The following is a 23,263-nucleotide window of genomic DNA, read 5'->3' on the forward strand; positions in this document are numbered from 1 at the left end:
TGTCACATTCGGCCTCCTGTTCCTGTCCTTAGGGGTGAGTGCACCAAGGAGGCAGGAGCAACCGCATGTCCGTAACACAGGCGGAAGACTCGTCGCGTGGCGCGATGGGCACCCGTCCGCCCACCCGGACGTCGTCCGGCGAGCGCTTCGCCGACTGGGCCGACGGCCGGCTCGGACTGCACGGCGCCGGGAAGAGGTACGCCAGGAAGGTCTTTCCGGACCACTGGTCATTCCTGTTGGGCGAGATCTGCCTCTACAGCTTCATCGTCATCATGCTCACCGGCGTCTACCTGACGCTGTTCTTCAACCCCTCGATGAACGAGGTCGTTTACCACGGTTCGTACGCGCCGATGAACGGCGTGCGGATGTCCGAGGCGTACGCCTCCACCCTGGACATCTCGTTCGACGTGCGCGGCGGTCTGCTGGTGCGTCAGATCCACCACTGGGCCGCGCTCATCTTCGTCGCCGGCATGGTCGTGCACATGATGCGGCACTTCTTCACCGGCTCGTTCCGCAAGCCGCGCGAGATCAACTGGCTGTTCGGCTGGCTGCTGCTCTTCATCGGCCTCTTCGAGGGCCTCCTCGGCTACTCGCTCCCGGACGACCTGCTCTCCGGCACGGGGCTGCGCTTCGTGGAGGGCGCGACGATCTCCACACCGGTGGTCGGGACGTACCTGACGCTGTTCCTCTTCGGGGACGAGTTCCCCGGGCACGAGATCATTCCACGCTTCTACGCCCTGCATATCCTGGTGCTGCCGGGGATCATGCTCGCCCTGCTGGTGGCGCACCTGATCCTGGTCTTCTACCACAAGCACACGCAGTGGGGCGGCCCGGGCAAGACCGAGAAGAACGTCGTCGGCGCGCCGTTCATGCCGGTGTACGTGGCCAAGGCCGGCGGGTTCTTCTTCCTGGTCTTCGGCGTCATCACCTTCGTCGCGGCGATCGCGAGCATCAACCCGATCTGGAACGTCGGCCCCTACCGACCAGACCAAGTGTCGACGGGCGCTCAACCGGACTGGTATCTGGGCTTCGCCGAAGGCATGGTGCGCATCATGCCCGGCTGGGAGATCAACGCCTGGGGCCACACCCTCGCACTCGGGGTGTTCATACCCATCGCCCTCTTCCCGCTCATGCTGGTCGCCATCGCCGCGTACCCGTTCATCGAGGCGTGGATCACCGGCGACAAACGCGAGCACCATCTGCTGCAGCGGCCGCGCAACGTGCCGGTGCGGACGGCGCTCGGCACCTCCTGGCTGGCGCTGTACATCCTGTTCCTGATCGGCGGCGGCAACGACATCTTCGCCACGCACTTCCACATCGCGGTCAACCACGTCACCTGGGGCCTTCGGGTCGCGGTCTTCGTGGTGCCGGTGCTCACGTTCATCGTCACCAAGCGCATCTGCCTGGCGCTGCAGCGGCGTGACCGCGACAAGGTGCTGCACGGCCGCGAGACCGGCATGATCAAGCGGCTGCCGCACGGCGAGTACGTCGAGGTGCACGAGCCGCTGTCGCCGGAGGAGCTGCACAAGCTCACCTCCCACGACCAGCCGCAGCCCTACGAACTCGGCCCGGAGACCGACGCCAACGGCGTCCGCCGGCCACCCGTGGGCATCGCCAACCGGGTGCGCGCCAGGCTGGCGCACAGCATGTTCGGGCCGGGCACGCAGATCCCGAAGCCGACCATCGAGGAATACCGCGCGGTCGCACACGACCACGAGCACGCGGAGCTGCCCGTCGGCGGCGGATCCCGCGAACTCGAACCCGCGGAAGAGAGCCCGGGCGGCCACTCGTCCGGATGAGGTACGGCCCCCCGACGGCCCTCATCCCGTACTGAGGCAGGCCCCCGACTGGGTGGGGCGCGGACCCCCGACCGCGCCCCACCCAACTTTTTGGTTAGGCTACCCTAAGTTGCATCGAGCGAGGGGTGGCGACGGCGTTGGGCATCGAGGTGTACCGGGACTCGTGGGGCATCCCCCACATCCGCGCCACCGACCCCCGCGAACTCGCCCACGCCCAGGGGCACAACGCCGCCGTCGACCGCGCCTGGCAGCTGGAGACCGAGCGGCACCGCGCCGCCGGCGCCACCGCCGCCTTCCTCGGCGAAGCCGCCCTCGGCTGGGACCTCTTCGCCCGCCGCGCCCGACTGGACGACACCGCGCGCCGCTGCTTCCGCCGGCTGGCCGAGGAAGACACCGAGACCGCCGGCTGGCTCTCGTCGTACGTCGACGGGGTCAACGCCGGGCTCGCCGAAGGCGCCGCGCGGGCGCCGGAGTTCGCGGCCGTGCGGCTCACGCCCGGCCGCTGGTCGCCGTGGACGCCGCTGGCCGTGTGGCTCTCCACCCACATTCTCTTCGCCGGCTTCCCCGCCAAGCTGTGGCGCCGGCTGGTCGCCGAGCGGCTGGGCGCGGCGGCGGTGGAGCTGTTCGCCACCGACGGGCCGGGGACCGCGGGCAGCAACGGCTGGCTGGTGACCGGCGAGCGGACCGCCGGCGGCGGCGCGCTGATCGCCGGGGACCCGCACCGGTTCATCGAGAACCCCGGGGTCTACCAGCAGATCCACCTGGCCTGCCCGGAGTACGACGTCGTCGGCTTCGCCGTCCCGGGCGTCCCCGGGCTGCCGCACTTCGGCCACACCGGCGGCGTCGCCTGGGCCATCACCAACGCCATGGCCGACTACCAGGACCTCTACCGCGAACGGCTGCGCCGCCGCGCGGGCCACGTCGAGGCGCTGGGCCCCGACGGCTGGCGTCCGGCCGCCGCGCACACCGAGACCGTCGAGGTGGCCGGCGCGGAGCCGGTCCTGGTCGAGGTCGTCGAGACCGGCCGCGGCCCGGTCATCGCCGAGTTCCCGCAGGACGCGGCCGGCGGCGAGTGGGAGGCGCTGAGCCTGCGCTATCCGCCGCGGGTCTACGGGGACCTGGGCTTCTCGGCGCTGCCCGCGCTGCTCGCGGCGCACCGCGTCGCCGACGTGGACGCGGCGCTGGACGGCTGGGCGGAGCCCGTCAACGTGGTGCTCGCCGCCGACACCGGGGGCGGGGTGCTGCACCGCGTCGCCGGGACGGTGCCGGTACGCGACCGGGCCAACCTGCTCGGCGTCGTACCGGCGTGGGAGTCCGCGCACGCGTGGCGCGGGCGGCACGCGCCGATGCCGGCCGTGCCGGTGGCCGACGGGCTCGCGGTGATGGCCAACGAGCGCGGCCCGGCCGCCCCGTTCGGCGCCGAGTTCGCCCCGCCGTACCGTGCGGAGCGCATCCGCGAGCTGCTGGCCGGCGGGGAGCGATGGCGTGCCGGGGACATGGCCGCCGTCCACACCGACACCTTCACCGCCGCCGCCCGCCCGCTGCTGGACCTGCTCGCCGGGCTCGACGGCCTCGGCCCCGCCGCCGCCGGCCTGCGGGACCGGCTGCTGCGCTGGGATCTGCGGATGGACGCCGGCAGCGCCGACGCGCTGGCGTACGCAAGGCTGCGCTCCGCCGTCGTCCGCGCCCTGGCCGCCCACCCCGCGCTGGCGCCGCTGGCCGCGCCGCCCGCGTACCCCGGACTGTTCCTGCCCTGGCTCGACCTGCCCACCCGGATCGGGTACGCACTGGGCACCCTGCTCACCACCGACCGGCTGCCGGAGATCGACCGGCCCGCGCTGGTACGGGCCGCAGCCGAGGAGGCCGCCGCACAGCTCGCCGGGTCGGCGCCGGGCGAGCCGGCGACCTGGGGCGAGGCGCACCGGCTGGCGCCCTGGCAGGCGCTGCCCGGCGACCGGGGCGGCGACCTGGGCGGCAGCGCGGACGCCGACGGCGAGCCGTGGCCGGGCCTGGCCGGCGACCACGACTGCGTGCTGGCCACCGCCGCCGTCCCCGGCGTCACCGACCTGTGCGCCCGCGGCCCCGCCGCACGCTACGTCTGGGACGTCGCCCGCCGCGAGGAGAGCCGCTGGGTGGTCCCGTTCGGCGCCGACGGCGTCCCCGGCTCCCCGCACCACCGCGACCAGCTCGCGCCGTGGCTGCGCGGCGAGCTGGTTCCCGTACTCACCGACTGGCAGGCCCTGAAGGAGTCCCATGGCGACCGCTGACCCCGCGCCCCACGACCGGGCTCCACGCTACGAGCGGAAGGTCGAGGGCTTCGGCGCCGTCCGCGTCGTGCCCGTCGTCCCGGACGTGGACGCCGGTCTGCTGCACGGCTGGGTCGCCGGGGAGCGCGCCCGCTTCTGGGGCATGACCGGGCTGGAGCGCGAGCACGTGCGCGACGTCTACGCGCACATGGACACGCTCACCACCCACCACGCCCACCTGATGCTGCTGGACGGCGAGCCGGTCGCGCTGCTGCAGACGTACGACCCGGCCGCCGACCGGGTCGCGGAGTGCTACGCCGTCGAGCCCGGGGACCTCGGCATCCATCTGCTGATCGGCCCGGCGGCCGGTGCCGTGCGGCCCGGCTTCACCGCCGCGCTGATGCGGGTCGTCACCGGCTTCGCCGCGGCGGGCGGCGCACGCCGCCTGGTGGTCGAGCCGGACGCGGACAACGGGCCGGCGATCGCCCGGATGCGCCGCGAGGGCTTCGCCCTGGGTCCGGAGGTCACGCTTCCGGAGGTGGACCTGCCGGAGGTGTACCTGCCGCCGAAGCGCGCCCGGCTGGCCTTCCGCCCGGTGACGGACGGCTGACGGCGCCGGTCACCCGGCGCCGCCGCCGTCCGCCCGGTTCTTCATCAGGTGTTTACACGGCTCCCAGCCGATTCTGACCTGCGGCTCCTAGCGTCCGGCGGGTGTCGCGCATCCTCCGCACGCCGCCCTCCGCGGCGGTCTCCCTGGCCACGCTCCTCGTCCTCGCCGCCACCGCCTCGTCCTCCGCGCCCCCGGTGCGGGACGCCGCGGAGACCACGGGCCCCCACCGCCTGCTGTACGTCTACCACGCCGGCCCCCCGCCCGACTCCGCCTCCGCCCCCGACCCCGCTCCCGACCCGGACGAGGCCGTGACCGAGGCGCTCACGGCGCTGCCGGAGACGGCGGGGCGGTACGACGTGGCCGTGGCCGACCTCGACACCGGCGCCGAGGCCGCGTACGCGTCGGGCGAGGGCACGTTCGACACCGCGAGCATCGTCAAGGTCGACATACTCGTCGCCCTGCTGCTCCAGGCCCAGGACGCCGGCAGCACGCTGACCGCCGCGCAGGAGCAGTTGGCCGCGGCGATGATCCGCAGCAGCGACAACGCCGCCACCGACACCCTCTGGTGGGACATCGGCGGCGGCCCCGGTCTCGCGGAGGCCAACCGCCGGCTCGGCCTGTCCGGGACCGAGCCCGGCCCCGGCGGCACCTGGGGGCTCACCCAGACCACCGCGTCCGACCAGCTGACGCTGCTCGACGCCGTGTACGGCGACGGCACTTCGCCGCTCAGCTCCGACTCGCGCCGCTACGTCGAAGAGCTGATGACCACCGTGGTCGAGGGCCAGCGCTGGGGCGTGTCCGCGGCGGCGGACGACGCCGGCTCGGCGGCGCTGAAGAACGGCTGGCTGCCGCGCTCGGCCACCGGGCTCTGGGACGTCAACAGCATCGGCCGCGTCGAGCACCGCGGCCACACCCTGCTCGTCGCCGTCGTCTCCGACGGCCACGCCTCCCACGCGGCCGGCATCGACCTCGTCGAGTCGGTCGCGACGACCGCGGCGGACGCGCTGCGTAACTGAACTGCTGCTGCATGTACCCGAATCGCGCACTTGCCGCGGGACGTGCACATGCGCTTGCGGATGAAAGTGCATCTGTACTTGCATCGAGAGGTCTATATCACTCACCATGAGACGACAAGCGCGTTCCACGACGGCATCATGATCGGGGTATTGGCATGGCGGCAGCCTCCGGGGAGCGGGCCGTGGCCTCGGCCTTCGCCGCCTGCGTCCTCGATGCCCACCCGCGCTCGATAGCCGAAGCGCGTCGCACGGTGCGCACCACGTTGCGTGAGTGGGACCTCGCCGAGCTGTCCGACAGCGTCGAGTGCGTCGTCTCCGAGCTGGTGACCAACGCCGTACGCCACGGAGTGCCCGGCGCCGCCCCGCTGCCCGTGCCGGAGCCGCAGCCGGTCACGCTCACCCTCGTACGCCGCGGCGGCGAGGTCGTCTGCGCGGTCTTCGACCCGGGTGCGGGCGTGCCGGCGCCGTGCGAGGCCGAGGACGTCGCCGAGTCCGGGCGCGGCCTGCAGATAGTGGCGACACTCAGCGACGCGTGGGGCTGGAGTGCCCCGGGGCCGGTCGGCAAGGCCGTGTGGTCCCGGTTCACCGCGCCCGCCGGGACCGGCGGCCCGGCGGACGTGGACGCCGACGGGGACGGCGACCGGGACAGCGAGTGGCAGTCCTTCGCCCGCTGCCTGGCTCTGCTCGAGTCGCTCGTGCCCGGGCGCCTCGCCGTCCCCGCCCCGGCAGTCGCCTGACCCGGCCGGCGGGCGGCGGCCCGCGTTCCGCGGAACCTCCCGGCGGGTCCGCACGTTCCCCCGCAGTGGCGCGTACCCGGCAGGTCGAGGAGACGGCGACGGCGGAGCTGCGGCTCGGGCCGCTGCTGCGATACGTCGACGACACCCGTGCCACGGTCTGGGTCGAGACCTCCGGCCCGTGCGAGGCGCAGGTCCGCTGCGCGGACGGCGCCGGTGGCACCGCCCGCACCTGGCAGGTCGGCGGCCACCACTACGCGCTGGTCCCCGTCCTGGGCCTGACCCCGGGCACCGCCACCGCGTACCGCGTATTCCTCGACGGCCACGAGGTCTGGCCGCTGCCCGGCACCCTCGCGAGCACCATCCGCACCCCCCGCCCCGGCGCCGCCCTGCGCGTCGCCTTCGGCTCCTGCCGCTGGGCGGCGAAGCCCGGCGGCGGCCACGACCCCGTCGGACCCGACGCCCTCGACACCCTCTCCCGCCGGCTGGACGGCGACCCCGGCGCCGAGCGCCCCGACGTCCTGCTCCTCCTCGGCGACCAGGTGTACGCGGACGAGACCTCCGACGCCACCCGCCGCTGGCTCGCCGGCCGCCGCGACCTCGACGTGCCGCCGGGCGACCAGATCGCGGACTACGAGGAATACACCCACCTGTACGACGAGTCCTGGCTCGACCCCGAGGTGCGCCGGCTGCTGGCCTCCGTGCCCAGCTGCATGATCTTCGACGACCACGACGTGATCGACGACTGGAACACCTCCGCCGCCTGGCTGGCCTCGATCCGCGCCGAGCCCTGGTGGCGCGAGCGGATCCTCGGCGGGTTGATGTCGTACTGGGTCTACCAGCACCTCGGCAACCTCTCCCCCGACGAATTGGCGGCCGACCCGCTCTACGCGGCCGTCCGCGAGGCCGGCGACGGCACGGAAGCGCTGCGCGAGTTCGCCGAGCGCGCCGACGCCGACCCGGCCGCCGTGCGCTGGAGCTACCGCCGCGACCTCGGCCGCACCCGGCTGCTGATGGTCGACTCGCGCGCCGCACGGGTGCTGGAGGAGAAGAACCGCGCGCTGGTCGACCCGGACGAGATGGAGTGGGTACGCCGGCAGGCGCTGGACGACCCCGGCGCGTACGACCACCTCCTCATCGGCACGTCGCTGCCGTGGCTGCTGCCGCCCGCGGTGCACTCCGCCGAGGGGTGGAACGCCGCGCTGTGCGCCGGCGAGCGCGGCACCCGCTGGGCGCGGCTGGGCGAGAAGCTGCGCCAGCGCGCGGACCTGGAGCACTGGGCGGCGTTCCCGCGGTCGTTCGACGACCTGACGGACCTCATCGCCGAGGTCGGCCGCGCCGAGCAGGCGCCGGCCTCGGTGCTCGTGCTCTCCGGCGACGTGCACCACGCCTACGTCGCCGAGCCGCGGTGGCCGGCGGGCCACCGGACGGCGGGGGCGGAGGATGCCCCGCCGGAGCCCCCGCGGCCCGCGGTCGCGCAGCTGACCTGCTCGCCGATGCACAACAGCGTCCCCGCCCCGATCCGGGCCGGATTCCGCTTCGGCTGGAGCCGCGCCGGCCGGCTCATCGGCCGGGCCCTCGCCCGGCACGGCCGGCTCGCCGCCCCGCCGATCAGCTGGCGCAAGACCGGCGGGCCGTGGTTCGGCAACCAGTTGATGACGCTCACCCTGCACGGCCGGGACAGCGCCCGGCTGCGCCTGGAGCAGGCCCGCGAGGAAGGCGCCGGCGGCGCCCGGCTCGTCCGGACGGACGAGCGGGAGCTGCTGTAACTCCCGCCGCGGGCACGGCCCTGGCCCCGCTGCGGTACGTATCCGGCCCGACCTGCGCGACGGGGTGCGCGAGGCGTTCCCAGTCCGGGTGAACTTCGCTATCTTTCGGTGCCCGTAGTCCAACTCTGCACGTCTACCGCATCCTTGTCACCGGAATACGGAACAGAACACCATGTCACGTGCGATATCCCTGGACGGCGTCACCAAGGTCTACGAGCGTGGTATCCGGGCGGTCGACCGCTTCTCGCTCGACATCGAACCCGGCGAGTTCGTGGTCCTGCTCGGCCCCTCCGGGTGCGGCAAGTCGACCGTGCTGCGCATGATCGCCGGACTGGAGTCGGTCACCGAGGGGCAGTTGCTGCTCGACGGCGAGGACGCCGCCGAGCTGGCGCCCGGGCAGCGCGGGATGGCCATGGTGTTCCAGAACTTCGCCCTCTACCCGCGGATGACGAACCGCGACAACATCGGCTTCCCGCTGAAGCTGGAGGCGCGCGGCGACGTCGGCCCGCGGGTGGACGCCACCGCCCGGCTGCTGGGGATCGAGGACCTGCTCGACCGCTATCCCGCGCAGCTCTCCGGCGGCGAGCGGCAGCGGGTCGCGATAGGCCGGGCGATCTCCCGGGAGCCCACCGCGTTCCTCATGGACGAGCCGCTGTCCAACATCGACGCCAAGCTGCGCAACCACCTGCGCGCGGAAGTGGCCCGGCTCAACCGGGAGCTGGCGGTCACCACGGTCTACGTCACGCACGACCAGGCCGAGGCGATGTCGCTCGGCGACCGCGTCGCCGTGATGCGCGACGGCGTGCTGCAGCAGGTGGGTTCGCCGCGCGAGGCGTACGCGCTGCCGAAGAACATCTTCGTCGCCGCGTTCATCGGCACCCCGCGGATCAATCTCCTCGAAGCCGTCGTCCACGCCCCGCTGCCCGGCCGGATGACCATCGAACTCGGCCGGCAGAGCATGGTGCTGCCAGAACCCCTCTCCCCCGACCTCCAGATGCTCCGCATCCAGCAGGGCCGGCCGGTGATCGTCGGGCTGCGCTCGGAGGCAATCCGCATCGCCCGGCCGTCGCTGGCCCGCGCGGGCGAGTGCGCGATGAGCGGGATCGTCGAGCACGTGGAGTACCTGGGCCACGAGGCGCTGCTGCACCTGAACACCGGCTCGCGCGCGGCCGTCGTACCGGCGCTGGAAGGGCCCCGCACGGACACCGCGCCCGGCCACCGCAAGAACAAGGAGGGCACCGTTCTCGGGCGGCTGCGCGACCGGGCGGTGGCCCATCTGCAGGGCTTCGGCCAGGGCGGCCAGGGCGAGCCGGGGACCGTGAGGGTACTGGAGGCGCCCCCGATGCCGACCGCGCCGCCGCAGAGCGCCGAGCGCGCCGCGATCGCCGGCGGCGACCTCGTCGTACGGACCGGCCCTGACGTCCAGGCCCGGCCCGGCACGCACGTGCCGCTGCTGATCGACCTGGAGCACCTCTTCGTCTTCGACCAGCAGGGCCGCCGCGTCTGCCCCGCGCCCGCGCACCAGCCCCGGCTCGACGAGTGACGCCGCCCGCGGCCCGCCGCTGCTCCGCGCGCCGGAGCAGCGGCCGCCGCGCCACGGCGACTCCTCTCCGGCCACTCGGGTGAGCCACCCCCAAAACACCCAATTGCCGCTTTTCCTCGGTAAATCTCACTGCCAGGCTGGCAAACGACCTCTGACGGCTCCGTCGCCCCTGGAGATTTCCGTGATTCTATCGATCTCAGGCGTTGTCCTCCTGGGTGTCATCGCCTTCCTTTTCTTCCGCAAGGACGGGCTGAAGCCGTCCCATGCCATCGTCTGCGCACTCTTCGGGTTCTACTTGGCGGGCACCGCGATCGCACCCAGCATCAAGGCCGGCGGGCAGAGCCTGGCGAGCCTGCTCGGCGGCATCAAGATCTAGGACGCCCCGGGCCCCCCGGCGTCCCGCACCCAGGACTCGGAGACCCGACGCATGCGACGACCGTTCGCCCGGATCACCGGCCGCGCCACACCTCCGGTGACCCGGGGACGCGAGCTGGCCAGGACGGCGGCGGACGGCACCGCGGACGTGCTGCGGCCGGCGGTGGTCCTCGCCCGCGGCGCCGGCCGGCTGGCGGTCGCCGCCCGCCGCCGCTGGAGCGCCACCCCGCGGGAGCGGCGGGGGCCGACGGCGTTCCTCGCCGCCGCCCTCCTGCTGCTGGTGTACCTGATGCCGTACGGCCCGCCCGCCGCCGGCGCGGCGCTGCTGGCGGCGGTGGTGTGGGCCGGCCGCGACCGGCCCGGGCCGGGCCCGGACGAGGACGCGGCGGCGCGGCGGCAGGAGCGGCTCGCGGCGCTGTACGAGGCGCTCGTGCCGTACTTCTCCGACCCCGACGACCCGCACCCGCTCTACGCCCACGAGGGCGACACCGAGCAGGTCTTCGGCGATGCGGAGTTCGACGGCGACGGACGGCTGACCGGGCTGCGGCTGCGCTACCCGCCGTACTTCCGCGACGGCGAGCCGGAGGCCCGGGCGCGCGTCGAGCAGCTGCTGTACGCCAAGTGCGGACGCGGCCGGGAGTACCTCTTCGAGTGGCACGAGGACGACAACCGCCTCGACCTCGCCGTACTCGGCCCGCTGCCCACCGACATCGGGGCGCAGCCCTACGTCACGGCGCAGGGCGAGTCCGTGCTCGGCTTCACGGACGCGGCGGGCGTGCGGCGGACGCTCCCCGTACGCGCCGCGACCGGCGACCGGGACGAGCCGCCGGTGCTCTGGCGCACCGGACCGCGCTCCACGGAGCCGCACCTGCTCGCCCTCGGCCAGCCCGGCACGGGCACGACGACGCTGCTGCGGTCGCTGGCCCTGCAGGCGCTGCAGCACGGCGAGGTGCTGGTGGTCGACGGGGGCGCGGCGGGCGAGTTCGGCTTCCTGACGGGTCGGCCCGGGGTGCTGGCGGTGGAGTCCACGGTGGGCGGCGCGCTGGCGCTGCTGCGCTGGGCGGCGCGGGAGACGGAGCGCCGGCTGCTGCGCCCTCCGGCCGGCGGCCACACGGGCGGGGGCGCCGGCGGTGCCGGCAGCGGCGGCGGCCGGGCGGCGGGGCCGCGGCCGCTGTGGGTCGTGGTGGACCGGCCCGCGACGCTGAGCCACCTGGCCGCCGCGGACGGGCGGGATGATCCGCAGGGGCTGCTGGAGGTGCCGCTGCGGCACGGCCGGGCGGCGAACGTCACCGTCGTGGTGGCGGACCACTTCGACTGCGCCGGCTCCCTCGGGGCGGCCGTACGGGAGCACACCCGCGCCCGCGTCGTGCTGGGACCGGCCTCGGCGGGGCAGGTCGAGTCCGTGCTCGGCGCTCCGCCGCACACCACGCCGGTGTACGACGTGCCGCCGGGGCGCGGCTACGTCCGGCTCGGCCAGGGCCCGGTGCACCGGCTGCAGGTGCCCGCGACGCCGGACCCGGGCCACCGCGAGACCCCGGAGGCGCTGCGGCGGGCGGTGCTGGAGCTGCTGCCGCAGCCGCCGGCCGGCGACCCGGCGGCGGGCGCGGCGGCGACGCGGACCGGCGGCTGAGGACGGACGGTTGAGGACGGACGGTTGAGGACGGACGGCTGGGGGCGGACGGCTGGGGGCGGGCCGCGGGGCAACGCGGCGCGCGGCGCACGGCCGTCGCCGGCTGCCCGACCGGTGGCCGGCGCGGGGAGTTCCACTCGGACGGCCAGCCCGGTCGGCCCGGCCGGGCGCCGGCCTCCGGGCCCGCCCGTCGTCGCTCCGCCTGACGCGCTGGTCGGCACCCGCCCCCGTGGCCGCGGGTGGCGACCAGCGCGTCAGGCGATGAACGCCCCCGCCGGCTCCGCCGCCGCGGGCCCGCCGCCCTCGGCCACGGCGCGGGCCGCCGCGGCGAGCCGGCCGACGGCCTCCTCGGCGACCGCGCCGGTGACGGTGAACGGCAGCCGCACGTACCCCTCGAAGGCCCCGCCGACGCCGAACCGCGGGCCGGAGGGAATCCGTACCCCCACCCGCTCGCCCGCCTCGGCGATCCGCGAGCCGGACAGCCCGCCCGTGCGCACCCACAGCGTCAGCCCGCCGTGCGGCACCGCGTACTCCCAGTCCGGGAGGTGGCGCCGCAGGGCGCCGACGATCGCGTCGCGGTTGGCGCGGGCCTGGGAGCGGCGCAGGTCGGTGGCCGCGGCCCAGCCGCCGCCCGCCAGCAGCCAGGTGGTGGCGAGTTGCTCCACCACCGGGGAGCCGAGGTCGGCGTAGGCGCGGGCGGAGACGAGGCTGCGGATCACCTCGGGGGCGGCGCGCACCCAGCCGATACGCAGGCCGGCCCAGAACGCCTTGCTGGCCGAGCCGACGGTGACGACGGTCGAGCCCGCCGGGTCGTACGAGGCGACGGGGCGGGGGCGCTCGTCGGTGTCGTCGAGGCGTAGTTCGGCCATCGTCTCGTCGGCGACGACGACGGTGCCGGCGCGCCGGGCGGCGTCGACGAGTGCGCGGCGCTGGTCGTCGCCGGCCAGCGCCCCGGTGGGGTTGTGGTAGTCCGCGATGACATACGCCAGCCGCGGGGCGGCGTCGCGCAGCGTCTGCCGCCAGGTCTCGACGTCCCAGCCGGTCAGCCCCTCGCCCATCGCCACCGGAACGAGCCGGGCGCCGTCCTCCCGCATGAGCTGCAGGATGTTGGCGTAGCTCGGCGAGTCCACCGCGATGCGCTCGCCGCGCCCGGCGAACAGCCGGCAGATGGCCGTCATCGCGCCCATCGCCCCGGTCGTGATCATGATCTGCTCGGGCATGGTCGCCACCCCGCGGGCGGTGTACCGCTCGGCGATGGCCGCACGCAGACCCGGCAGCCCCGCGGGATAGTCACCGTGGGTGTGGGCGTACAGCGGGAGTTGCTCCAGCGCCCCGTGCATCGCGCGGGTAAGCCACGGTTCCGGGGCGGGCAGCGCCGCGCAGCCGAGGTCGATCACCGAGCCGGTGGCGTCCGGCGGCAGCGGCTCCAGCCCACGGGTGGGCAGCGGATGCCCGGCCGGCACCGAGGTCCAGCTCCCGGCACCGCGGCGGGACTCCAGGAAACCGGCCGCGCGCAGATGCTCGTACGCCGCGGCGATGGTGGTACGGCTGACACCGAGAGCGGCGGCCAGCTCACGCTCGGCGGGCAGCCTCGTGGCCACCGCGACGCGCCCTTCGAGCACCAGCAGCCGCACGCCGTCGGCCAGCGAACGGTACGCGGGCAGGCGACGACCGGCCGGGCCGGAGGCCACGGCGCCCGCACTCTCCTGCGACCGCAGCAGCCGCGCCAGCTGAACCGCACCGACAGCCGCCGTCCACTCCGCCATGACAACCAGGCCACCTTTCCCCGATTGGCCATATCACCTGTACAAGTCCAGTCCACATAGTGGCACGCAGCCATCCAACAGGACCAGAGGGGAGCCAGTTTTGTCGCGTTCGAGGGGATCTCGTACGGGCCGCAGGCTCGCGCACCTGTACGTCGGCCTGGCGCTGTACGGGCTCAGCTGCGCGCTGATGGTACGCGCCGGGGTCGGTCTCGACCCGTGGGACACCTTCCATCAGGGGCTCGGCGAGCAGACCGGGTGGTCGATGGGGGTGGCGACGATCGTGGTCGGCGCCGCCGTGCTGCTGCTGTGGATCCCGATCCGGCAGCGCCCGGGGCTCGGCACCGTCTCCAACGTGGTGGTGATCGGCCTCGCCATGGACGTCTCGCTGGCGGTGCTGCCGGACGTGCACGGCCTCGTCCTGCAGATCCCGCAGATGCTCGCCGGCGTCGCCCTCAACGGCGTGGCCACCGGCCTGTACCTGTCCGCCCGCTACGGCCCCGGCCCCCGCGACGGCCTCATGACCGGGCTGCACCGGCGCACCGGCCTGTCCGTCCGGCTGGTCCGGACCCTGATCGAGATCGCCGTGCTGGCGTCCGGCTGGGCACTGGGCGGGGCGGTCGGCGCCGGCACGGTCGTCTACGCCCTGGCGATAGGCCCGTTGGCCCAGTTCTTCATGCGCGTCTTCGCGATCCCCGAGCCGGCGCCGGCCGTCCGCGAGCCCGTTTCCGGAGCGGAGTGTGACGCGACACCCACGAGGTGAATTATGTGTGGCCTGGTGCGGAGCGGTAGTGTACGCCTCCGGCTCGGCAGGCGGACCGTTACAGCATGCAGTGAGATGAAATCAGCCGGTGACATCCCCGTCACACGTGACAAAGCGGACGCCTGTGGGTAGAAGCAATGGGGCGGCACGACAGGCGACGCATGTCCCGGAACGGGAATCTTCATCGCCGACCGGACGTTGACCGGATGACGACGACAGCGACACCTGTCCTGTGGGCGACAAGCCCGGGAGGCAACGATTCATGAGTGAGCGAGCTCTACGCGGCACGCGACTCGTGGTGACCAGCTACGAGACGGACCGCGGCATCGACCTGGCCCCGCGCCAGGCGGTGGAGTACGCATGCCAGAACGGCCATCGGTTCGAGATGCCGTTCTCGGTCGAGGCGGAGATCCCGCCGGAGTGGGAGTGCAAGACGTGCGGCGCCCAGGCGTTGCTCGTCGACGGCGAGGGACCGGAGGAGAAGAAGGTCAAGCCCGCCCGCACGCACTGGGACATGCTCATGGAGCGGCGTACCCGCGACGAGCTTGAAGAGGTCCTGGCCGAGCGGCTCGCGGTGCTGCGCTCCGGCGCGATGAACATCGCCGTGCATCCACGCGACAGCCGCAAGTCGGCCTGAGACGCGGCACCGCTTCGGGGACGAGCGACATCCGTAAGGGCCCGTACCGCACCCGCCCGTGGTGTGGAACGGGCCCTTACGGATGCCCGGAAACGGGACGGCGGTAGGTGAGCCGGCCCCCGGCGTGCACCTCCCGGCCCGCGCCCGTCGGCGGGACGGCGCCGGCCCGGGGTGAGTGACCGAGGGCTGCGGGCTCAGCGCCCCGACGGCCGGTCCCCGGGGTCGTCCTCCTCGCGTATCACCTCGCCCTGGACGACCTTGCCGTCCGGACGGCGGATGCGCGCCTGCGTGTACACGTGCCCCAGGTCCCGGCCGGCGGCCGACCGCTCGATCATCCGGGTGGCGCGGCGGCGCACCAGGGCCCGTACCGGCGGGAGCAGCAGGAGGAGCCCCGCGGCGTCCGTGACCAGACCGGGCACCATCAGCAGCAGCCCGGCGAGCATCGTCAGCCCGTTGCCCTGCCCGCGGCCGTCCTCCGGGGGCGGCGCGGCACCGCTCTGCTGCCGCTGGAGCTGCTCGGCGAGCGACCGCCAGGCCCGCCGGCCGGCCCGCTTGATGACGACCGTGCCGAGGACCAGACCGCCGAGAAGGACCGCGAAGACGCCCAGGACGCCGATCTCGGAACCGAGCATGATCAGCAGCCACAGCTCCAGCAGCGCCCAGGCGGCGACCCCCAGGGGCGCCAGGGTGCGCGCGAGCGAGCGGCGCCGGCGTGCGGGGCGCCCGCGGCCGTCACCGCCGCCGGCGGGGCGGCCGGAGCCGCCCGGGCCGCCGGGGCCTGCGCCCCGGTCGTCGGAGCCTGACGGGTCCTCGTACGGCTGCGGAATGCGATCGCTCATGACTCAAGTGTGCCTGCGGCCGAGAATCCGTCCCATCCGGGACCGTACGCCCCACGCCGGCACCCGCCATGCCGCCTCGGCGAAGATGTCCTTGCTCATCTTCGAGTCGCCGCGCTCCCGCTCGACGAAGGTGATCGGTACCTCGACGACGTGATAGCCGGCGTCCACCACCCGCCGGGCCAGATCCACCTGGAAGCAGTACCCCTGCGAGGCGATGTTCCCCAGCCCGATGCCCTCCAGCGTCTCCCGACGGAACGCGCGGTAGCCGCCGGTGACGTCCCGGATGTGCAGCCCGAGCCAGATCCGCGAGTACGCGCTGCCGCCGCGGGAGATGAACTCGCGCGACCTGGGCCAGTTGACCACCCGGCCGCCGGGCACCCACCGGGAGCCGAGCACCAGGTCGGCGCCCTTGAGCGCGGTGAGCAGCCGGGGCAGTTCCTCCGGCCGGTGCGAGCCGTCGGCGTCCATCTCGACCAGCACGCCGTAGCCCCGCTCCAGGCCCCAGCCGAAGCCGGCGAGGTAGGCGGCGCCCAGGCCCTCCTTGCCCGCCCGGTGCAGCACGTGCACGTGCTCGTCCTCGGTGCTCAGCTCGTCGGCGAGCTTCCCGGTGCCGTCCGGGCTGTTGTCGTCCACGACCAGGATGTCGGCGGCCGGCACCGCGGTCCGCACCCTGGAGACGATCGACTCGAGGTTCAGGGCCTCGTTGTACGTCGGGATGATCACCAGGATCCCGCCCAGCGGGCCGTAGCGCCCCTGAACCCCGTCTGTCACTGCCGTCCCTTCCGCAATTCCCGCTTGGCCCGTCCCCGCGCGCTCACGCCCGCGCGGGACAGGACGCCCACGATAGCCAGAGTCCTTCGCGGTCCGGCACCGAGGCGGTCCGCAACGGTACCCCGGACGCGGGCAGAGGTGCCGCGGGAGGGAGAGGAAGTGGAGGAGGAAGAGGAGGAAGAAGGGAAAGGGGTGCCGACGGGATGAGGGCGGCCGTGCGGCCGTGCCCGGTCATGTCCCACGGCGTGGTGGAGGCGGCGCGCACCCCGCGGTGTGGCTGTCTCAGGTCAGGGCGCCGCCTTCGTGGTCAGCGCGGCGAAGAAGCCGCTGCCTGCGGAGGAGGTGCCGGCTACGAGCGGGCGGTGGCCGCATGCCGGGGCCGTGACCTGCGGAGTCGTGGCGCCCAACCCCCTACACCACGCCGCGGGACGCGATCCCGTGCCCGCCCGCGGCCGTGGTCGCTGCGGGTCGGGCCCGGCGCCCTTCGGTCCGACCTGGGACCCGCTGGCTGCGGATCGACCGAGGGCCGTTGTCTACTGAGCGTCCGGGCCCCACCCGGGGTCACACCAGCCCGACGGATGCCATCCTCCCTCGCCCCCGTGCCGGAGTCCTGGACCTGGCTGCCTGCGATGGTGCGCCGGTGCGGCACACCATCCGTGGCCCAGAGCGTTCCACGACTGCGCGGAGGTGATCCGGCCGGACGTCCTGTGGTGGACTCGGCCGAAACTACCCGCCGTTGCCCGCGTCGTGTCAACAGCCGTGTCACCTGTGGCGTTTTGCCGAAGCGGCTGGTCAATCCCGAAATCAGGCCGCGGTCCCGCGCCCCGGACGGCCTTCGTTCGGCCTATCGAAGATCGTTAACTCACCCGATCGGCCCCGCGTGGACGGTGTTTCCGGCCACGACCGTGCGCAGGCACACGGGCAGGTCGGCGCCGGGCGTGAGGTCGGGCAGGCCCGGGGTGCCGGAGCGCGGGTCGGTCGACCAGTTCGCGACCCGCTCGTCGGGCACCTGTACGACGAGGTCCCCGGCCGCCCAGACGGCGTAGTCCGCGGGCGCGCCGGGCACGAGCACGCCGGCGTCGTCGCGGCCGACTGCCCGCCAGCCGCCGCGGGTGTGGGCGGTGAACGCGGCGCGGGCGGAGACGCGGTGCTCCGGCGTGCGGTGGAAGGCGGCGGCCTGGACCGTGCGCCAGGGGTCGAGCGGGGTCACCGGGGCGTCGGAGCCGAGGGCCAGCGGCACGCCGGCGCGCAGGAGGGCCGCGTACGGGTTGAGGGTCCGCGCCCGCTCCGTCCCCAGCCGGCGCGCATACATGCCGTCCGCGCCGCCCCAGGCCGCGTCGAACGCTGGCTGTACGGACGCGGTCAGCGCCAGCTCCGCGAAGGCGGCGACGGTCTCGGGGGTGAGCATCTCCGCGTGCTCCACGCGGTGCCTCAGCGCCCGTACGCGGTCCCGGCCGACCCGCTCGGCCGCCGCCCGCACACCGGCGACCACGGCGGCGACGGCGGCGTCCCCGATGGCGTGGAAGCCCGCCTGCAGCCCTGCCTCGGTGCACGCGGCGACGTGGGCGGCGACCGCGTCGGCGTCGAGGTAGCCGTTGCCGCGGTGCCCGGGGCGGTCGGCGTACGGCCGCGTCAGGTGGGCGGTGCGCGAGCCGAGGGAGCCGTCGGCGCAGAGGTCGCCGGCCGCGCCGAAGGCGCCGAGGGCGCGGACGCGCCGGGCGTCCTCGGGGCCCGTGACGGCCTCGCCCCAGTAGCCGGTCACCCGCGGCCCCGGCCGCTCGGCGGCCAGCGCGAGCAGCGCCGCGAAGTCGTCCGCGCCGCTGACGTCGGGCCCCGCGCACTCGTGTACGGAGCCGATGCCGACCGCCGCCGCCCGGTCGAGGGCGGCGCCCTGCGCGGCGGCGCGCTGCGCGGGCGACATGGCGGCGTACGCCGCGCGGCGTGCGGCGTGGTGGGCGTCGCGGGTCAGCGGCTCGTCGGCGGCGAAGCCGTCGCGGCCGGCGATGCCGGGCACCAGGTCGAGCAGGGCGGTGCTGACGGCTGCGGAGTGCCCGTCCACGCGGGTGAGGTAGAGCGGCCGGCCGCCGGCGGCCTCGTCCAGCTCGGCGCGGGCCAGCGGGCGCCCCTCGGGCCAGCCGGTCTCGTCGTACCCCTGGCCGATCAGCACCCGGTCCGCGGGGCGGGCGGCGGCGTGTGCGCGGATGCGGGCGAGGGCGTCGGCCAGCCCGGTGGCACCGGACAGGTCCAGGCCGGTCAGCGCCAGTCCGGTGGCGGTCAGGTGTACGTGCGCGTCGGTGAACGCGGGCGTGACGAGGGCGCCTTCGAGGTGCACGATCTCGTCGACGGCGCCGGCGTCGGCGAAGCCGTCGGCCGCACCCTCGGAGCCGACCCAGGCGACACGGTCGCCCTCGACGACCATGGCGGTGGCGAACGGGTCGGCCGGGCTGTGGACGCTGCCGCCGCGCAGCAGCACGGTGCGGCGGGCGGAACCCGCGCCGTCGCGGGCGGAGTTCGCGGGCCTGGCCGCGGCGTCGGCGGGGCGGTCGGAGGTGCGGGCGGCGGGGCTCTCGGCGGTCACGGCAGCGGTGCCTCGGATTCGGATCGGGTGCGCCGCGCCGTCAGATGCGCGGCGGCCTGGCTTCGTACGGCGTGGAGAGCACGACCGTGGTGCGGGTGGAGACGCCGGCGAGGGAGCGGATACGGGCCAGCAGGTCCTCCAGCTCCGCCGGGGCGGCGACGCGCACCTTGAGGATGTAGTTCTCCTCCCCCGCCACGCTGTGGCACGCCTCGATCTCGGGGACTTCGGCGAGCCGGTCCGCGATGTCGTCGGGGGCACTGGGATCGAACGGCTTGACCGAGATGAACGCGGTCATCGGCAGGCCGATCGCCTCCGGGTCGACGATGGCGCCGTAGCCGCGGATCACGCCGCGCTGCTCCAACCGCCGCACCCGCTGGTGCACGGCCGAGGTGGACAGGCCGGTGGCCTTGCCCAGGTCCGTATAGCTCATGCGCCCGTCTCTGACGAGCAGCTCCACGATGTGCCTGTCCAACTCCTCCACAACGCATCAACCTACTGCGTTTGCGGCGGTCAGGTACATCCGGGGCCGCTGGGGCGGCCGGGAGGGGGCGTCGCGGGGGCGCACGGGGCGCGCGGGGGCGGCGTGTGATGAAGGCCACAGCCCAACCGGGAGCCAGGGGGACCCTGCGGACGATTATTCGGATGACAGCGAGGGAAATCCTTGCTGTGGTCGAGACCACCACGTGACCGTCCAGGTGGCCCAACCTGAGGGGGAGCAGCATGCGCCGTTCCGAGCATGTCGAGCTCGTCGATCCCGATGCCGTCATCGACGACGACGAAGGCGGCGGCTACGCCGAGACCTCGCTGATCTTCCGGGTGCTCTGCCCGGACTGCGTCCAGCCCATCGCCCTGCTGGAGGGCGAGGACGTCCTGCCCGAGCACGCCCGCGTCACTCCGGCGAACCCGTTCGGGCTGACCGTGTGCACCGGCTCCGGCAGCCCGCTGTCGGCCGCCGCGCCCGAGGACGCGCACCTCGACGCGCGTGCGGAGGACCCGGCGGCGCTGCTCACGCTGCCCGAGGGCCTCGACTGGCGCCGTCAGCCCTTCTCGCACGTAAGCGGCCCCGGCACCGAGCCGGTCCGGCGCCGGCTGCCGGGGATGCGCCGGCGGAAGTAGCGCCCGCGTCCGGCCCCACGGCGCCCGCCGCGCCCCGATCCCGTGTTGTGCCGGGCTGTGCGGTGCTGTGCCGGGCTGGGCCACCGGCGCCGTACGCGACGGCCCCTACCCCGGGTCCGTCTCGGCGCCCAGCAGGTGCCGCGCGATCACCACGCGCTGGATCTGGTTGGCGCCCTCCACGATCTGCAGCACCTTCGCCTCGCGCATGTAGCGCTCCGCGGGGAAGTCCGCCGTGTAGCCGTAGCCGCCGAGGACCTGCACCGCGTCGGTCGTCACCCGCATCGCCGTGTCCGTACAGAACAGCTTCGCCATCGCGGCGTCCTGGGCGAAGGGCAGGCCCGCGTCGCGCCGCCGCGCGGCGGCGAGGTACAGCGCGCGCCCGGCCGCGATCTGCGTCGCCATGTCGGCCAGCATGAAGCGCAGCCCCTGGAAGTCGGCGACCGGCCGGCCGAACTGCTGCCGCTCCAGCGCGTATCCGTGCGCCGTGTCCAGCGCCGCCTGCGCCACCCCGACCGCGCACGCCGCGATGCCGAGCCGGCCGGAGTCGAGGGCGTCGAGCGCGATCGCGAAGCCCTGCCCCGCCTCACCGATGCGGCGCGCGTCGGGGATCCGCACCCCGTCGAAGTGCACCAGTCCGGTGGGCGAGCCCTTCATGCCCATCTTCTTCTCCGGCGGCGCGGCGCTCACGCCCGGGGCGTCGCCGGGCACGAGGAAGGCGGTGATGCCGCGGGCGCCGGGGCCGCCGGTGCGGGCGAAGACGGTGTAGAAGTCGGCGAGGCCGGCGTGGGTGATCCACGCCTTGGTGCCGTTCAGGATCCACCCGTCGCCGTCGCGTACGGCGCGGGTGGTCAGGGCGGCGGCGTCGGAGCCGGAGGCGGGCTCGGAGAGGCAGTACGCGCCGAGCAGGCCGCCGCCGAGGATGGCCGGAAGGAACTCCTTGCGCTGCTCCTCGGTGCCGTAGGCGGCGACCGCGTGGGCGGCGAGGGTGTGCACGGAGGTGCCGAGGCCGACGGTCAGCCGGGCGCCGGCGAACTCCTCCAGCATCTGCAGATAGACCCCGTACGGCTGCCCCCCGCCGCCGTACTCCGCCGCATAGGGCAGCGCGAGCAGTCCCGACTCGGACAGAGTGGTGAACAACTCGCGGGGGAAGCGGCCCGATTCCTCTTCTTCGGCCGCCCGGGGGGCGATCTCGCGCCGGACCAGTTCGCGGACGAGGGCCAGCAGGTCGCGCGACTCCTCGGTGGGCAGCTCGCGTTCCACGGGCAGCGGACCACGTACGGCCATGCGGTGCACTCCTCTTTGCCGGGCGCGCGTACGGCGCTGTCGACGGCGGCGCCGGCCGGGATGTGACGGCTCCGCCCGTTGTGTTGCTGCAGCCCGATGCTGCCCCGCCGGATTACGGCGAGCCGGCACGTGCGGCTGCGGTGAAGGGGAGTATGCCCGATCGGCGGTACGCCGAGACAGGCAGGGTACGAGCCATCCCGCCACGCCCGGAGCGCCGAACCGGCCCGGGCGCGGGGCGGGTTCCGCGGGGTGTCAGGGGGCGTCGGTGCCGCCGTGGGCCGTCAGGCCGGCGAGCAGGTCGTCGTAGCCCGCCTTGACGCGGGCGACGCTCATGCCGCCGGTCCGGCGCTGGTAGCCGTAGAGGTTGGCGGCGAGCGGCGCGAGCAGCGCGTCGGCGAGCCAGCGCACGTCGGCCTCGGGCCGGATCCGGCCGATGAGCAGGGCGAGGTGCTGCTGGTACAGCTCGTACGAACCCTCGGTGAAGCGAGCGTCGGCGGAGTCCATCTCGGCCACGAGCAGCAGCCCGAGCTGGTCCTCGGTGCGGTCGACGAGGGCGTACAGGAAGGCGCGGACGCGCTCCAGCGCGCCGGCGCCGGGGCCGAGCGGCGGCGGGCCCTTGAGGAACGCGGCCTGGAACTGCACCTCGCGGTCGTCGATGACCGCGTACGCGAGTCCCGCGCGGTCGCCGAAGCGGCGGTAGACGGTGCCGACGCCGACGCCCGCGGCCCTGGCCACCTCGTCCATGGACAGCGCGTCGGGGCCGCGCTCGGCGACGATCGCGGCGGCGGCGGTGAGGATCTTGCGGCGGTTCTGCGCGGCGTCCGCGCGCTCCGCCGGAGGGCCGCCGACCACGGGCAGCTCGGTGCCGGGCGGGCGCCGGGCCGCGGTCGCGTCGTCGTAGGTCACCTGGGCTCCTTCCCGTCCGGAGGATACCGAAGGGGAGAGTTCTCCGGTTCTCGCTGACATCCGGAGAACTCTCCGGTTACGCTTCAGTCAGGTAAGCGGAGAACTCTCCGAATAGCGAAGGGAACGCTCATGACGCAGCTTGCGGGCCGAACGGCCCTGGTCACCGGCGGCAGCCGCGGCATCGGTGCCGCGATCGCGCGGCGGCTCGCCGAGGAGGGCGCGGACGTCGCGCTGACGTACCACCGCTCGCCCGAACGGGCGGCAGAGGTCGTCCGGGCGGTGGAGAAGGCCGGCCGGCGCGCGCTGGCCATCCCCGCCGACGCGGCGGACCCGGACGCCGTCGTCGGCGCGGTGGACCGCGTCGCCGCCGAGCTGGGCCGGCTGGACATCCTGGTGAACAACGCGGGCATCGCGCTGTACGGGCCGCTGGCCGAGGTGCGCCGGGAGGACGTGGACGCGGTGCTCGCCATCCACGTGCGCGCGGTCTTCCTCGCCGCCCAGGCCGCCGCCCGGCACCTCGGTCCCGGCGGCCGGATCATCAGCATCGGCAGCAGCTTCGTCGAGCGGGTGCCGATTCCGGGCTGGACGCTCTACGCCGCCAGCAAGTCCGCGCTGGTGGGGCTCACCCGCGGGCTGGCCCGCGACCTGGGCCCGCAGGGTATCTCCGTCACCGTCGTGCACCCCGGCGACACCGACACCGAGATGAACCCCGCCGACTCCCCCGACTCCGACGCCGCCCGCGCCATCAGCGCGCTGGGCCGCTACGGCCGCCCCGAGGACGTCGCCGCCACCGTGGCCCATCTCGCCGGTCCCGGCGGCGCGCAGATCACCGGTACGGCGATCGCCGTCGACGGCGGCTTCGCCGCGTAGCGGGCCGAAGGCAC

The 23,263-nt window shown here is 74.5% G+C and carries 19 protein-coding genes and 1 pseudogene; 13 read left to right on the top strand and 7 right to left on the bottom strand.

What is annotated here, in order from left to right:
• Positions 1 to 65 precede the first annotated feature (65 nt).
• From qcrB to T328_RS06625, 9 genes and pseudogenes are all read left to right on the top strand, one after another.
• Positions 66 to 1,721, top strand: a pseudogene (gene qcrB / locus T328_RS06585) (cytochrome bc1 complex cytochrome b subunit); the annotation flags it as partial.
• A 215-nt stretch (positions 1,722 to 1,936) separates the two neighbouring features.
• A complete protein-coding gene (locus T328_RS06590) occupies positions 1,937 to 4,066 on the top strand; it encodes a penicillin acylase family protein (RefSeq protein WP_496495360.1) in 2,130 nt (709 codons plus the stop codon).
• Positions 4,053 to 4,655: a GNAT family N-acetyltransferase gene (locus T328_RS06595; protein WP_496494938.1), complete on the top strand. Its 603-nt coding sequence runs from the start codon at positions 4,053 to 4,055 to the stop codon at positions 4,653 to 4,655. Before T328_RS06590 ends, T328_RS06595 begins: the two co-directional genes overlap by 14 nt.
• Positions 4,656 to 4,756: 101 nt before the next feature.
• Complete coding sequence (locus T328_RS06600; protein ID WP_496494939.1) at positions 4,757 to 5,671, top strand: serine hydrolase; 915 nt, start codon at positions 4,757 to 4,759, stop codon at positions 5,669 to 5,671.
• A gap of 155 nt (positions 5,672 to 5,826) precedes the next feature.
• Positions 5,827 to 6,408 (top strand): ATP-binding protein, encoded by a 582-nt coding sequence (locus tag T328_RS06605; protein WP_496494940.1) that lies wholly within the window; start codon positions 5,827 to 5,829, stop codon positions 6,406 to 6,408.
• Between the two features lie 65 nt (positions 6,409 to 6,473).
• A complete protein-coding gene (locus T328_RS06610; RefSeq protein ID WP_496494941.1) occupies positions 6,474 to 8,174 on the top strand; it encodes an alkaline phosphatase D family protein in 1,701 nt (566 codons plus the stop codon).
• A 172-nt stretch (positions 8,175 to 8,346) separates the two neighbouring features.
• The gene (locus T328_RS06615) at positions 8,347 to 9,717 is read left to right on the top strand and encodes an ABC transporter ATP-binding protein (RefSeq protein ID WP_496494942.1); all 1,371 of its coding nucleotides are present in this window, start codon (positions 8,347 to 8,349) and stop codon (positions 9,715 to 9,717) included.
• A gap of 181 nt (positions 9,718 to 9,898) precedes the next feature.
• Positions 9,899 to 10,093 carry a hypothetical protein gene (locus T328_RS06620; protein WP_496494943.1) on the top strand — a complete coding sequence of 65 codons (195 nt, stop codon included), beginning with the start codon at positions 9,899 to 9,901 and terminating at the stop codon, positions 10,091 to 10,093.
• A gap of 51 nt (positions 10,094 to 10,144) precedes the next feature.
• On the top strand, positions 10,145 to 11,722 hold the full coding sequence (locus T328_RS06625) for a P-loop NTPase family protein (protein ID WP_496494944.1): 1,578 nt from the start codon (positions 10,145 to 10,147) through the stop codon (positions 11,720 to 11,722).
• A 254-nt stretch (positions 11,723 to 11,976) separates the two neighbouring features.
• On the opposite strand, the gene T328_RS06630 is transcribed toward T328_RS06625, so the two are convergent.
• The gene (locus T328_RS06630; protein WP_496494945.1) at positions 11,977 to 13,488 is read right to left on the bottom strand and encodes an SCO1417 family PLP biosynthesis transcription factor; all 1,512 of its coding nucleotides are present in this window, start codon (positions 13,486 to 13,488) and stop codon (positions 11,977 to 11,979) included.
• A gap of 100 nt (positions 13,489 to 13,588) precedes the next feature.
• Here T328_RS06630 and yczE point away from each other — a divergent pair, with 100 nt between their 5' ends.
• Both yczE and T328_RS06640 read left to right on the top strand, forming a co-directional pair.
• On the top strand, positions 13,589 to 14,248 hold the full coding sequence (gene yczE, locus T328_RS06635; RefSeq protein ID WP_496494946.1) for a membrane protein YczE: 660 nt from the start codon (positions 13,589 to 13,591) through the stop codon (positions 14,246 to 14,248).
• 262 nt (positions 14,249 to 14,510) lie between these two features.
• Positions 14,511 to 14,885, top strand: a complete 375-nt coding sequence (locus T328_RS06640; RefSeq protein WP_026276152.1) for an RNA polymerase-binding protein RbpA — start codon at positions 14,511 to 14,513, stop codon at positions 14,883 to 14,885.
• A 194-nt stretch (positions 14,886 to 15,079) separates the two neighbouring features.
• Here T328_RS06640 and fxsA read toward each other — a convergent pair whose 3' ends face one another.
• The 4 genes from fxsA to T328_RS06660 form a co-directional block, all read right to left on the bottom strand.
• A complete protein-coding gene (fxsA, locus tag T328_RS06645) occupies positions 15,080 to 15,724 on the bottom strand; it encodes an FxsA family membrane protein (RefSeq protein ID WP_496494947.1) in 645 nt (214 codons plus the stop codon).
• A gap of 3 nt (positions 15,725 to 15,727) precedes the next feature.
• Positions 15,728 to 16,495, bottom strand: a complete 768-nt coding sequence (locus tag T328_RS06650) for a polyprenol monophosphomannose synthase (protein ID WP_496494948.1) — start codon at positions 16,493 to 16,495, stop codon at positions 15,728 to 15,730.
• 862 nt (positions 16,496 to 17,357) lie between these two features.
• A complete protein-coding gene (locus T328_RS06655) occupies positions 17,358 to 18,914 on the bottom strand; it encodes an amidohydrolase (RefSeq protein WP_496495361.1) in 1,557 nt (518 codons plus the stop codon).
• A 199-nt stretch (positions 18,915 to 19,113) separates the two neighbouring features.
• Positions 19,114 to 19,554 carry an Lrp/AsnC family transcriptional regulator gene (locus tag T328_RS06660; protein WP_018835479.1) on the bottom strand — a complete coding sequence of 147 codons (441 nt, stop codon included), beginning with the start codon at positions 19,552 to 19,554 and terminating at the stop codon, positions 19,114 to 19,116.
• A gap of 239 nt (positions 19,555 to 19,793) precedes the next feature.
• Between T328_RS06660 and T328_RS06665 the strand changes: the two genes are divergently transcribed.
• A complete protein-coding gene (locus T328_RS06665; RefSeq protein WP_496494949.1) occupies positions 19,794 to 20,189 on the top strand; it encodes a hypothetical protein in 396 nt (131 codons plus the stop codon).
• 105 nt (positions 20,190 to 20,294) lie between these two features.
• Here the strand turns inward: T328_RS06665 and T328_RS06670 are convergent, their stop codons facing one another.
• Positions 20,295 to 21,473 (bottom strand): acyl-CoA dehydrogenase family protein, encoded by a 1,179-nt coding sequence (locus tag T328_RS06670; RefSeq protein WP_496494950.1) that lies wholly within the window; start codon positions 21,471 to 21,473, stop codon positions 20,295 to 20,297.
• A gap of 252 nt (positions 21,474 to 21,725) precedes the next feature.
• A complete protein-coding gene (locus T328_RS06675; protein ID WP_496494951.1) occupies positions 21,726 to 22,379 on the bottom strand; it encodes a TetR/AcrR family transcriptional regulator in 654 nt (217 codons plus the stop codon).
• Positions 22,380 to 22,508: 129 nt separating this feature from the next.
• On the opposite strand from T328_RS06675, the gene T328_RS06680 reads away from it, so the two are divergent.
• Positions 22,509 to 23,249, top strand: a complete 741-nt coding sequence (locus T328_RS06680; protein WP_496494952.1) for an SDR family NAD(P)-dependent oxidoreductase — start codon at positions 22,509 to 22,511, stop codon at positions 23,247 to 23,249.
• Positions 23,250 to 23,263 lie beyond the last annotated feature (14 nt).

This window comes from Streptomyces sp. CNX435, assembly GCF_059570575.1.

Excerpts from the sequence above, each read along its gene's own strand:
- T328_RS06595 (WP_496494938.1), top strand. The coding sequence starts at position 4,053 with ATGGCGACCGCTGACCCCGCGCCCCACGACCGGGCTCCACGCTACGAG.
- T328_RS06615 (WP_496494942.1), top strand. The coding sequence starts at position 8,347 with ATGTCACGTGCGATATCCCTGGACGGCGTCACCAAGGTCTACGAGCGT.
- T328_RS06655 (WP_496495361.1), bottom strand. The coding sequence starts at position 18,914 with ATGGTCGTCGAGGGCGACCGTGTCGCCTGGGTCGGCTCCGAGGGTGCG.
- T328_RS06640 (WP_026276152.1), top strand. The coding sequence starts at position 14,511 with ATGAGTGAGCGAGCTCTACGCGGCACGCGACTCGTGGTGACCAGCTAC.
- fxsA (WP_496494947.1), bottom strand. The coding sequence starts at position 15,724 with ATGAGCGATCGCATTCCGCAGCCGTACGAGGACCCGTCAGGCTCCGAC.
- T328_RS06670 (WP_496494950.1), bottom strand. The coding sequence starts at position 21,473 with ATGGCCGTACGTGGTCCGCTGCCCGTGGAACGCGAGCTGCCCACCGAG.
- T328_RS06665 (WP_496494949.1), top strand. The coding sequence starts at position 19,794 with ATGCGCCGTTCCGAGCATGTCGAGCTCGTCGATCCCGATGCCGTCATC.
- T328_RS06630 (WP_496494945.1), bottom strand. The coding sequence starts at position 13,488 with ATGGCGGAGTGGACGGCGGCTGTCGGTGCGGTTCAGCTGGCGCGGCTG.
- T328_RS06625 (WP_496494944.1), top strand. The coding sequence starts at position 10,145 with ATGCGACGACCGTTCGCCCGGATCACCGGCCGCGCCACACCTCCGGTG.
- T328_RS06605 (WP_496494940.1), top strand. The coding sequence starts at position 5,827 with ATGGCGGCAGCCTCCGGGGAGCGGGCCGTGGCCTCGGCCTTCGCCGCC.
- T328_RS06680 (WP_496494952.1), top strand. The coding sequence starts at position 22,509 with ATGACGCAGCTTGCGGGCCGAACGGCCCTGGTCACCGGCGGCAGCCGC.